The sequence below is a fragment of the Pseudomonas sp. GW821-FHT01E10 genome (assembly GCF_059422365.1).
Map to the genome: position 1 here is coordinate 449,283 of NZ_JBWKWT010000001.1, position 12,162 is coordinate 461,444.

General features: G+C 58.0%; 10 protein-coding genes. All 10 read left to right on the forward strand.

Annotated features, from left to right (window positions below; translation table 11 throughout):
* Positions 1 to 11 precede the first annotated feature (11 nt).
* The 10 genes from AC07V0_RS02065 to AC07V0_RS02110 all read left to right on the forward strand — a co-directional run bounded on the left by AC07V0_RS02065 (position 12) and on the right by AC07V0_RS02110 (position 12,130).
* Positions 12 to 1,172 carry an outer membrane beta-barrel protein gene (locus AC07V0_RS02065; RefSeq protein ID WP_026286627.1) on the forward strand — a complete coding sequence of 387 codons (1,161 nt, stop codon included), beginning with the start codon at positions 12 to 14 and terminating at the stop codon, positions 1,170 to 1,172.
* Positions 1,173 to 1,183: 11 nt separating this feature from the next.
* Positions 1,184 to 1,717 (forward strand): polysaccharide biosynthesis/export family protein, encoded by a 534-nt coding sequence (locus AC07V0_RS02070; protein WP_028940768.1) that lies wholly within the window; start codon positions 1,184 to 1,186, stop codon positions 1,715 to 1,717.
* Between the two features lie 3 nt (positions 1,718 to 1,720).
* Complete coding sequence (locus tag AC07V0_RS02075) at positions 1,721 to 3,967, forward strand: GumC family protein (protein ID WP_086945647.1); 2,247 nt, start codon at positions 1,721 to 1,723, stop codon at positions 3,965 to 3,967.
* A gap of 142 nt (positions 3,968 to 4,109) precedes the next feature.
* A complete protein-coding gene (locus AC07V0_RS02080; protein ID WP_086945648.1) occupies positions 4,110 to 5,501 on the forward strand; it encodes an undecaprenyl-phosphate glucose phosphotransferase in 1,392 nt (463 codons plus the stop codon).
* A gap of 10 nt (positions 5,502 to 5,511) precedes the next feature.
* On the forward strand, positions 5,512 to 6,219 hold the full coding sequence (locus AC07V0_RS02085; protein ID WP_018928897.1) for a WecB/TagA/CpsF family glycosyltransferase: 708 nt from the start codon (positions 5,512 to 5,514) through the stop codon (positions 6,217 to 6,219).
* A gap of 9 nt (positions 6,220 to 6,228) precedes the next feature.
* Positions 6,229 to 7,308 (forward strand): glycosyltransferase, encoded by a 1,080-nt coding sequence (locus AC07V0_RS02090; protein ID WP_086945649.1) that lies wholly within the window; start codon positions 6,229 to 6,231, stop codon positions 7,306 to 7,308.
* Positions 7,305 to 8,414 (forward strand): glycosyltransferase, encoded by a 1,110-nt coding sequence (locus AC07V0_RS02095; RefSeq protein WP_086945650.1) that lies wholly within the window; start codon positions 7,305 to 7,307, stop codon positions 8,412 to 8,414. Before AC07V0_RS02090 ends, AC07V0_RS02095 begins: the two co-directional genes overlap by 4 nt.
* Positions 8,414 to 9,727, forward strand: coding sequence for an O-antigen ligase family protein (locus AC07V0_RS02100; protein ID WP_086945651.1), 1,314 nt, complete (start codon positions 8,414 to 8,416; stop codon positions 9,725 to 9,727). The genes AC07V0_RS02095 and AC07V0_RS02100 overlap by 1 nt, the downstream gene beginning before the upstream one ends.
* Positions 9,728 to 9,744: 17 nt before the next feature.
* The gene (locus AC07V0_RS02105; protein WP_086945652.1) at positions 9,745 to 10,698 is read left to right on the forward strand and encodes a glycosyltransferase family 2 protein; all 954 of its coding nucleotides are present in this window, start codon (positions 9,745 to 9,747) and stop codon (positions 10,696 to 10,698) included.
* A 13-nt stretch (positions 10,699 to 10,711) separates the two neighbouring features.
* The gene (locus AC07V0_RS02110; protein WP_086945653.1) at positions 10,712 to 12,130 is read left to right on the forward strand and encodes an oligosaccharide flippase family protein; all 1,419 of its coding nucleotides are present in this window, start codon (positions 10,712 to 10,714) and stop codon (positions 12,128 to 12,130) included.
* Positions 12,131 to 12,162: the final 32 nt, after the last annotated feature.

The following is a 12,162-nucleotide window of genomic DNA, read 5'->3' on the forward strand; positions in this document are numbered from 1 at the left end:
GGAGCAATGAGATGACCCTTAAGACCCATGGCCCCTTCGCACTGATAGTGATCTCTCTATATCCCGGAGCGGCCTGGAGTCTCGACCCCCAGGCCATTAACATCTACGGATTCGACTTCACACCCACGTTGTTATTTTCAGAGAGCTACGATGACAACTTCCGGGAGCTGGATCGGGGACGTCAATCTTCCATGGTGACCAAGGTGGCGCCCTCTTTCGAACTCAAGGCCGAAGATCGAAACAGTGCCACGCGACTTATCTGGCAGCCTACCCGCTACATTTATCATGATCATCCGGACGCCTCGAATACGGCACAACGTGTGCGGCTCGACAGCATCATGGAGTTCACCGACCGCCATCGCCTGAAACTTGAAGGGGAAGCGCGTAAATACGAGCGCACGACATCGACTGCTGTCGATGGCATCAATGACAAGATCCGCACTAATCGCGTCAATGGTCTCTATACCTACGGCGCCAAGAGCGCTGCCAATCAGATCGATCTGGGCGCAAGTTACGCTCAACTTCGTTACGACAACTCCGACGGCATCAATAAAGACAAAGAGCGCAATACCACCGGCCTGACCACCACCTGGTACCACCGTATAGGCAGCAACACCCGCGGCTTGCTGGAGTACGACCATACCGTCTTCGACTACCTGCTCTCCGACAGCCGTCTCAACAGCACATCCAATGCGGTCCTGGCCGGTGCCGAGTGGGACTTCACCGCACGCACCACCGGCAAAGTACGCCTTGGTTATGAGCGTAAGAACTTTGATGACAGCAGTGTCAAAGACCTCAGTAACCCGACCTGGCAGGTGGACCTGCGATGGAAACCACGAACCTACTCGACCTTTTCGTTCGTTGCTCGCCAGGCGCTGGCCGAGGGCGACGACGGTGCTGACGCCGTCAAGACCAGCTCTGCCCTGTTCGGCTGGCGTCATGGCTGGACCGAACGGATCACAACCGTAGCCGAAGCAGGGCTGGCCCGCTATGAGTACGAGGGGCAGAACCGCACCGACAACCTTCGCGACTACAACTTCGCCGTGGAATACCAGATGCGCCGCTGGCTTGATATCGAATTGGGCTATCGCCACCGCAACGACAATTCCGACGCCGACAACCATAGTTTTGAACGCAACATCTTCCTGCTCAGCTTCAACGTAAGTCTCTAAGAGGTCCCCCCATGAACTCGCGAATGCTTGGCTTGTTGTTCGTGCCGTGGCTGTTGCCCGTGACTTTTGCAGCGGACACCGGCGCCCAGTACAAACTGGCAGCCGGCGATGTATTGCGCATCACCGTATTCGGAGAACGGGATTTAAGCTTCGACAAAATCCGCCTCAATGACGCCGGTACATTTTCCTATCCGTTCCTGGGTGAGATCTCCGCCAAGGGGCTCACCCCCAATCAGGTGGAAAAGATCATCGTCGACGGGCTCAAGCAAGGTTACCTGGTCGACCCCAAGGTCAGCCTCAACCTGATCGTCTACCGCTCGTTCTACATCAATGGCGAAGTACAAAAGCCCGGCAGCTATCCATACGAGCCCGGGCTGACACTGGAAAAAGCCATTGCACTGGGCGGTGGCCTGACCGAACGGGCCTCGATCAAGCGAGTGACCATCGTGCGCGGCGATGGCTCACCACCATTGACCGATACGGTCACGCGCAGCACCGCCATCGCTCCCGGTGACACCATCTCCATTGCACAAGGCTTTTTCTAAATCATGGATAACAGCCCAAGCATCTACGTTGAACATCCGCTCCAGGCGCATCTGCCCCAGCACCAGCAGCATGGCGAGGAGAAGGACACCATTGACCTGCTCAAATTCTGGAGGGTGATCTGGCGTGCTCATTGGAAAATCGCTGGGTTGGTGCTGCTTGCCTGTGCGCTTGCGATGGCCATTCTGTCATTCATTCCCGCGCAGTACATCGGCAGCGCCACCCTGCTGATCAAAGAAAAAACGCCACCACTGCTGACCTTCCAGCAAGTCACGGACTCAAGCTCCGGTACCGTCGATTACTTGCAGACGCAATTGGCGCTTCTGCAATCGCGGGACTTGGCCGAACGCGCCGTCAAAAAGCTCAACCTCACCACTAACCCGGTGACCGATCCCCGCCAGCAGCCGCAGTCATGGTTTACGCCACGCGAATGGTCGGCAAACCTTGATCTTGGCCAGTGGTGGCCGGCACTGGACTTTTTGATACCCCAACAGGTAACGCCCACTGAAACCGACATTTTCAATGAGGTCACGCAGAACCTCATGAAGCGCACCGACGTCAAATTCGTCGGCAAGAGCCAACTGCTCAACATAGAGGTGTTGCTGCCCGACCCTGACCTGGCGGCCGCAACCGCCAATGCGATTGCCCAAGGCTTCATTGATAGCCAGTTCGACAATAGCCTGAAGTCCTCGCAGACCAACGCCAGTTGGATGAATTCACGCCTGGTCGAATTGCGCAATAACCTGCGCATTGCCGAAGACAAGCTTCAGGCTTATCGGGAAGAACAAGGCCTGGTCGATGTCGGCGGTGTCGCCACCATCAGCGCCAACGAACTGGAAATGACCGGCAACCGCATGATCGATGCCCGCCGTAACCTGGCGGAAGCCGAGAGCCGGTACCGTCAGGTCCAGGCCCTGAGCAATGGCGATCTGAGCAGACTCTCCAGTGTGCCCGCCGTCTTGAGCAACGCTTTGGTGCAGAAATTCCAGGCACAACAGGCCAAGGCTCAAGCCAAGGTCGAAGAATTGTCCGGGCGTTACGGTCCAAAACATCCGACCCTGATCGCCGCCCTCGCCGAGTTGCGTACGGCCACCGACAGTTTGCGTCTACAGGTTCGACAGGTGGTTGCCAGCATCGAACAGGATTACCAGCTAGCCAAGGCCAGTGAAAGCTCACTGCATAAATCATTCAACAGCAACAAGACGCAGATACAGGATATCTCGCGCAAGGAGTTCCAGCTGCGTGAGTTACAGCGAGAAGTCGACAGCAGTCGCGCGTTGTATGAGACCTTCATCACTCGCTTGAAGGAAACTGCGGCCACCTCAGACATGGATTCCACCAAAGCGCGTATCGTCGACCCAGCGATTGTGCCTTTGGAACCGAGCAAACCCCGTAAAACACTGATCATGGTGATTGTCGCCATCGCGGCCGCGCTGATCGGCATGGCGCTGGCATTAATATCCGAAGCCCGGAACAAAACCTTCAAGACCGACGAAGCGGTCGAAAGCATGCTTAATATCCCCCTGCTCAGTGTGGTGCCGCTGGTCACGAAGAGAAGCCGCCGGCAACTGGCGCGATTGTTCGACGACAACGAGCATCCGCGTTTTTGCGAGACCATTCGCAACTTGCGCACCTGGCTGATGTTGCACAGTGGAGAAAAGCCGTCGCAGGTAGTGCTCGTTGCCTCGACCATGGCCGATGAAGGTAAAAGCACCATTGCCAACAACCTGGCTTACTCGCTTGCATTGCTGGAGCGGGTCCTGTTGATCGATGCCGACATGCGCCGATCCAGCCTTTCGCTCAATTTCGATTTTCCGGCAGACAGCCCGGGGCTGGCCAATGTCCTGGCGGGTACTGCCCGACTCGAAGATTGTATCCGGACTGTCGGCAATCTAGACATGTTGCCGGCCGGCAAGCTTGCGCCCCCGCCGCTTGATCTACTTAGCTCGCCGTGCCTGGCGCCCCTGCTCGAAGCGCTGAAGTCGCGTTACCAGCGCATCATCATCGACTCCCCGCCTGCGCAAATGGTCAGCGACGCGCTATTGCTGGCCAAGCATTCGGACGCGGTGATCTACGTGATCAAAGCCGAAAGTACACCGGTCAGCCAGGTGCAGAAATGCCTCGCCATTCTGCAACAGAGCCACGCGCCGGTGTTCGGTGTAGTGCTCAATCAGGTTGACCTGCGCAAGGCGCGCAAGCAGGGCTACAGCCATAGCGATACGTTCCAGAACTACGACTATCTGACCCGGTAAACCCTTGCGCCTGTCTCTTGAGTAGCATCTTTCCAACAACCACCAAAAACTGCTTCATCCCAGTCGATCGATACCAGCGTGCGGGAACGAGGGCGTGCAGAATTCGACGCCGATGTCCAACCCATGCCTGGAGGTTGAGCCGATGACATCGCTATATACCGCTCAAATGATGCACCGGCGAGGTCTGACTTTCTGGGGCCAATGGGTGTGTGCGCTCAGCCTGGTCAACCTGCTATTGATATTGCTGGTGCATTGGAGGATCGGCAGCCTGACCAGTGAATACCGCATCCTGATGGTTCTCACTGTGCTCGGCTCGATTCCGATCTACAGCGTCATGCAGGTTTACCACAAGCGTCATGAGTGGTTGTCGGGGCTCGGTCGTTTGCTGGCGGCCTGGCTGATTCTGCTGGCCGTTCTGATCAGCATCGCCTTTGTCACCCAGACCAGCGCGATTTTTTCGCGTCAAGTGATCATCGTCTGGACCGTATTGGGTTACCTGATCCAGGCTGCGAGCTTCCTGCCCTTGCATTACCTGGCTCGATTGCACTCGCGCAAGCTCTGTAACGAACGCCGCGCGGTAATCATCGGTACTTGCCCGACCGCATGCCGGCTTGCAAGGAAACTGTCCAGACCGAACCGCGTACCCGTACTGGGGTTTATCGCGACCGCCGAACATACCGGCCCGGCACCGAGCATTTTGCCGCTGCTGGGCCGCATCGACGAGATTCGCGAGATCATCACCCACCTGCACGTACGCCGGGTCTACATCGTCCTGCCGTTGGCGCAGGCAGCCATCATTGAAGCCCTGTACATCGACCTTCTGGACATGAATGTCGACGTGGTCTGGATTCCTGATTTCGGCAGCATGGTGCTGCTCAATCAATCGATCTCGGAAATAGAACGAATGCCGGCCATCTACCTCAATGAAAGCCTCATCAGTTCGCACCCCGGCAGCCTGCTCTGCAAAGAGCTGTTCGAACGTAGCCTGGCCGCCGTGGCCATTATTGTGCTCAGCCCCTTGCTGCTGATCGTGGCGGCAGCGGTCAAGCTCTCTTCGCCCGGCCCGGTGTTGTTCAAACAAGATCGTTACGGCTGTAACGCCGAGGTGATCAAGGTCTGGAAGTTCCGCTCGATGCATGTGCATGACGACAGCGAAGTGCGCCAAGCCTCTCGCGAAGATGAACGCATCACCCCGCTCGGGCGCTTTTTGCGCCGTAGTTCGATCGATGAGCTACCGCAGCTCTTCAACGTGCTGTTCGGTGAAATGGCCCTTGTCGGCCCGCGACCGCACGCGGTCACTCACAATATTTACTACACCGGCAAAGTACGCGCCTACATGGCCCGTCATCGCCTCAAGCCAGGCATCACCGGGCTGGCCCAGATCACCGGGCATCGCGGTGAAACCCAGACGCTGGAAAAAATGCAGCAGCGCGTCGCCCAGGACCTCAACTACATCAACCAATGGTCGCTGTGGCTGGACATCAAGATTCTCGTCAAGACCCCTTTCACGTTGTTCTCAAAGGACATTTATTAAGGAGTCAGCCATGATAGATCTGGAACTGATCGGGCATTTCGCACCGAACCTGCTGGACGCCAACAAAGCATTTTCCTTCATTAACTTTGCGTCCATCGGCAGTCTGTTCGATCGGAGTCCGACGTCCATCGCCTATTTTTGCGATGGAATGTTGATGTCTACCTTCATGTCGCGCATCACCGGCCGGACGATCGGTCGGGTCAGCTTCGACTTCACGTCCATCGCCGACGCTGTCTTCAGTTGCGCCGAGAAACAAGGCAAGCGCATCTATTTTGTCGGTGCCAGGCAAACCGAACTGGATCTGTTCATCAACAAGATCAAGGGGCGCTACCCGGCGTTGCTTATCGCCGGTCATCACAACGGCTATTTCGATGCACCGCAGGCCGCGTGTATTCAAGCGGACATCTGCCGCAGTGAAGCCAACATCCTGATCGTCGGTCTGGGCGCCGGGCTTCAAGAGCAGTTCGAACAGGATGCCCTGCGTGCCGGCTTCAACGGTGTGGCATTCACCTGTGGCGGTTTCATACGCCAAGAGGCGACGGCCACACACCATTACTACCCTGAGCTGATCAACCGCCTGCATCTGCGCGCGTTCTATCGGATGTACCGCGAACCCCACACCATCAAGCGCTACCTGGTCGATTACCCGACCAATTTTGTTCATCTTCTGGCGATGATCGTCCGGCGCCAAGTGACGATCCATATCACTTATCCCTGAGCGCCAACCATGCATATCCTGTTCATCCTCAAGGACTTCAAGCCCGATGGCGGCCTGGAGCGTGTCCAGCAGCGCCTGGCCCGGCAGTTTCTCAAGGATGGCCAGCGGGTCAGTTACTTCGTCATGAACGGCGATACCGCGGACGACGAAGAAGCGGCCACCTTCAATGGTGGCGGCAATGGATTCTTCGGTCTGCTCAAGTCGATCGGAGTGCTGCGTCGCCTTATCCGTCGTGAGCGTGTAACCCACCTTATCGCCGCCAAGGAACAGGCCAACCTCTGCACCTGGTTTGCCACCCTGGGTCGCTCATGCAAGGTCATCTACGCCCGTCACGCGGCACTGGATTGCGGCGAGCAGAAAATCGGCCTCACTACCCTGCGCCTGCTCTATGGGTTGTACCTCTGCGGCAACGATCAGGTGGTGGCGGTATCCAAAGGCCTGCATCAGGCCCTCGCCGATCTGGTGCCCTGGGGTCGCCAGCGTATCCGTTATTGCCCCAATGCGGTGGTCACCGAACAACTGCTCAGCGCCGCGCAGACGCCCCTGCTCAGAGGGTTGCCGACCGAGTTCTGGTTGGCAGTGGGCCGGCTGGTGGAACCGAAGGGCTTCCATTTGCTGCTCGATGCCTATGCCATGGCCTTGAGCAGCGCCGCGCTGCCGGATCTGGTGATCATTGGCGATGGTCCGCAACTCGCCGCGCTGACATTGCAGGCAAACCACCTGGGCATCGAGGACCGTGTGCATTTCACTGGTTTCCTGAGCAATCCCTACCCATTGATCAGGCATGCACGACTGCTGATCCTGAGTTCCTTTCATGAAGGCTTGCCGACCGTCCTGATCGAGGCCCTGGCGCTGGGTACGCCCGTGCTGGCCTGCGACTGCGAGACCGGGCCCAGGGAGCTGCTTGATAACGGCCGACTCGGCCAACTGGTCAAGGTCAATGATGTACCGGCACTGGCCGAAGGAATGCTGCGCAGCCTGGCCTCACAAGACCAGGCTGCGCCAAACGCACAAGTGGCCGCTGATGCAGTCCGCCAGTACACCAGTCAATACGCCGCGCAGGCGTATTACCAGGTATGGAATCAATGAAAAAATTGCTGATTATTCTGCAGGACTTGGGTGGAGGCGGTGCCGAAAAAATGATGGCGCGCCTCGCTGGAGCGCTGACTGATGCTGGCAATGACGTGACTTTACTGATGCTCACTGGCGCCGGCGTGAACTCGGCGCACCTCGACCCACGGGTAAAACAGGTCGAGCTGCACAGCGTGCGCAGCTCCAGGGCCGTGCCGGCGCTGGCACGCTTTCTTCGCCACAATCGCTTTGATGCGCAACTGGCCGCCCTCACCCATGTCAACGTCGTGGCCATCGCCGCCGCCGCGCTGTCAGGTACGCTGGCGCGCCTGCATGTCAGCGAGCGCAACGCGTTTTCCCATGACAAATATGTCAACCCCACGCTGACGGTGCGCACAGCGTATCTGTTGGCACCATTGCTGTATCGACTGATCCCCAATCCGGTGATCTGCGTCTCGCGCGGCGTCGCCCAGGATCTGATCGACACCACCATAACCCGCCCCCAGGATGTCACCATCGCCGACAATCCGGTGCTCGACAACGATTTTCGCGACAAGGCACCGGCGCGTCCAAACCACCGCTGGCTGCAGGAAAAGTCCACCCCGGTGATTGTCGCCGTGGGCCGCCTGGCGCGGCAAAAAGGCTTTGACGTATTGATCGATGCCTTCGCCCGACTGCCTGATCCCAGCGCCCGATTGATCATTTTCGGCGAAGGCGCGCTCAGGGCCCAATTGCTCGAACAAGCGGTTGCTGTGGGCGTGGCCGACCGGTTCGATTTACCAGGCTATACCAGTGATCCGATGGCAGAAGTGGCGGCGGCCGATTGCTTTGTCCTGTCGTCGCGTTTCGAGGGCAGCCCCAACGCACTGGTCGAGGCCATGGCCACTGGCACTCCGGTGGTATCGACTCACTGCCCCTATGGACCGCAAGAGATTCTCGGTAATGGCGCGATCGCTCCGCTGGTGGCCGTCGACGACCCTGACGCGCTGGCGCAGGCCATCACGATGCAGCTGACGTTGCCGCGTGATGTAAATCGCCAGGCCCGCATCGATGCCGCCGCCCGTTTCGTGAGCGCTTGCGCGGCGAAAACTTATCTCGATGCGCTACTCGGGAGCCAGTCGTGATGAACACACTGGAAGTCAGGTACAGCACGCTGCGCAACGCCTTCACGCTGTTCGGTGTGCTGTTCTACATCCAGGTGATCGGATTTTTTTCCGGGCTGGCGGATACGTCAAATCTGGACTTGGCCGAAAAAGACCTCGAAGGCAACGCGGTCAATCAGATTTGCGGTCTGATCACCCTGCTGGTACCGCTGTTCTTCTTCATCCGCAACAAGGTCTTCCTCAGCAAAAGCTTTTACAGGAACAACGCCTTCTTGCTGGTGTTCATGCTCTGCCTGGCGGTATCGATCAGTTGGTCCCACGACCCGATGTTAAGTTTCAAACGTTTTGTGGCGCTGATCAGCGTGGTCTTCTTTGCGGGTTTCATCGCCTACAACTACAGCCTCGAGAAAATTGCCTTCATGCTCGGCTGTCTCATCGGCGCCGCTGCGTTGTTCGGCTTGATACTGGCGCTTGTCAGGCCCGATGTCGCCTTCATTAACGGCGGTGTTCGCGAGGGTGCATTCAAAGGGATTTTCCCGGATAAAAATGCCGGCGCCCGGATCAACGCGATCGCCATTTTGCTACTGCTGCCGATGATCCGTCAGGGCAATCCCTGGGCCATCATCTGCTCGTTGTTCTCGCTGATCGCGATTGCACTGGCCCAATCCGCCACCGCCACAGCACTGATTGTTGCCGGCACTGTGAGTTACTGGTACTTCCTCACGCTGATCCGTTTGCACATCAACCGTTCATGGCCCGCATTCCTCGGCACGACGATCGTCTATTTGCTGATCTGTTTCTTTCTCTACGGCAACTACACGCTGCTGCTGGAGCTGACCGGTCGCGATCCATCACTCACCGACCGCACGTTGATCTGGGACCTGCTCACACCGCTGATCGACGCCGAATTCCTCAAGGGTTACGGCTTCGGCGCCTTCTGGTCCAGCCCCAGCGCCGAGGTCTTTATCAGCCGCTGGGGTTACATCGGTAATGCCCACAACGGCTACATCGAAACCTTGCTGAACGGCGGTATCGTTCAGTTGATAGCGCTGGTCCTCATGCTGATCGAGGCACTGCTAAAACACTATCGGGCCGTGATGGCGGACCAATCGGCACGGTTTCATGTCAGCGCGATGGTCATCGTCGGATCATTCATGCTCACCAACTATGTAGCGTATGTCGTGCCCAACTACCGCTCGGCGGAATTTCTGGTGTTCTGCGTCCTGGCCCTGTCCTTTCGGCATCACCACGCGAAATACCCCGTGTTGTCAGCAGCAACCCTGCGTCAGCGTCCGTCCGGCGAGGCATTGCCGCGCGATTCAGCCAAGGCGTAACGAAAGGAGAAATAACCATGCCAGACCAAGCCCACCCTTCACCCAATACCGTGTGCGTCATAATCGCGATGTACAACGGCGCCGACAGCATTGAGCAAACACTGGCGTCCGTGGCCGGGCAAACGCGACTGCCCGATCACGTCATCGTCATCGACGATGGCTCCACCGATGATGGACCCCAACGGGTCAGGGACTTCAAGGCGCCGTTTCGCCTGACGCTGTTGCATCAAGCCAACGAAGGCCAGGCCAGCGCCCGCAACCACGGACTGCAGCACACTGAAGAGACTCTTGTGGCGTTTCTCGATGCCGATGACAGATGGTATCCGCGAAAGCTGGAGCAACAAGTGGCACTGTTTGAAGAACTGGATCGTCAGGGACGGCCGGTGGGGCTGATAGATTGCTACGTGCATAACGACTACAGCGACGGCAGGCGAATACTGGAAGACCGGCAAAAAAACGGTAGGCATTTCGACGATTTCATCCGCGCCAACGTCCTCAATGGCGTGTCCTCCGCGATGGTCAAACGCGACGTGATCATGCAACTCGGCGGCTTCAATGCCAGCCTGCGTTACTCCGAAGACCGCTTCATGTGGACCCGGATCGCCGAACACTGGGAGGTCCATACGGTGCCAGAGGTGCTGCTGCAGCGCATGGTCAACAGCGCCAACATGACCGCGCAACCGACAAGGTACTACCCGCACAAGATCAGGTTCATCGAAGAGTACCTCGCCCACTTTGGCCCGCAGCTCAGCAAGCAGCAACGGATCGATTTCGCGCTGGGCAGCCTCTCCGACTTTCTCGAACTGTTTTCCCGCAGAGGAGAGCATGCCCAAGTGATCGGTGTGTACCGGCGAATGCTGGAGTATTCCTGGCAAGCGCTGATCTTCAGGAACGGCAAACCGACATTGCGCTTCCTCTATGCATGCGTCCAATCATTGCGCAAGGCACCTGCGTCCACCACCGCTCATTGAGCCGGTATCCGCCATGGCCAATCATCGTCTGGTTAAATTGATCTGGATTTTCACCGAGAAATTCGGCCTGATTTTCCTGTCGATGATTACCTTTGTCGCGTATGCCAGGCTGCTGTCGCCCACAGAGTTGGGTGTGGGCACGGTCATCATTGCCGTCGTCGAGTTGATCGGGATGATTTATTCCTCGGTTCTGGAAGACCCGCTGGTACGACTCGAACGACTGGAAGACAAACACATCGCCACAGCCTTCTGGGCGTCGGTACTCGTCAGCCTGCTGTCCATCGTCGTCATCTCGGGCGCGGTAACGCTGTACACACCCGACCCGGTGCTGCGATGGATGACGGCGGTGGCCTCGGTGAAAATCCTGTTCACCATGATGGCGCGGGTCTATGTGGCGCAAATGCGCCGTAGCGGCAACTTCAGGATGTTGGCGTCGCGCACGTTACTGGGCAAAGTGTGTGGTGGCGTGGGTGGCATCGCTGTCGCGCTTTGGGGGTTGGGGGCCTGGGCGGTCATTGCCCAGGTACTGATCATGGAGTTCGTGTCCATTGTCGTATTGATGCGTGCAGACCCGCGCCGCATTGCCTTTTACATTGACGGCCCGCTCCTGCGCGAACTGTTGAAGGCCGGCGCACCGGTTGCCATCAACGCGCTGAGTTCGCAAACGCTACAACGCGGGGTCACCGTCATCCTGGGCATGACGGCCGGTAGCAACGCGGTGGGCATGTTCAACATGGCGATGCGCATCATCGATCTGCCGCGCACGGCGATCTATCACGGCCTGATCAGCTATGCGCTGCCGGTGTTTGCCCGGCGCAGCGCCGATCCCTCGCGGTTGCGCGCGATCATCAGCGATTCGACCGCCGTCAGCGGCTTCCTGCTGACGCCCCTGTTCATCGGCATCGCACTCACGGCGCATGACCTGATCCTGTTGATCTTCGGCGCCAAATGGACCGAGGCCATTCCCCTGCTGCAAGTGCTTGCGTGCACGGCAGCCATCGGCAATACCGCCATGTACGCCACAACCGCACTGGTCGCGGTCAATTGCAGCCACCTGACCATCAAGGCCGAAGTGGCAACCACCGTACTGGCACTGGCGCTGGTCTATAGCTTCGGCAGCCTTTATGGCGGCATGGCCGCCGCCCTCGCCCTGCTAGCCCGGATGGCGATCATCACGCCACTGCAAATCCGTGGGTTGAACCGCGCAATCGGCTATGACTGGCGGCTGTTTTTCGAAACCAACTATCGCAGCGTGGTTGCCTCGTTGGTCATGGCTGCGATCGTCCTGATGGTTTCTTCCCGATTGAGTGTTCAAGGCTACCTGCACCTGTTCTGCAGCATCGTGGTTGGCGCGCTGAGCTATGCCGTGGCGTACAGCGTGATGCATCCGCGCTGGCTGCAAGAATTCAAATCGGTTTTCACCACCCGCTGAGAGGACGCAACCGACAACCTTTCTCCTACCCG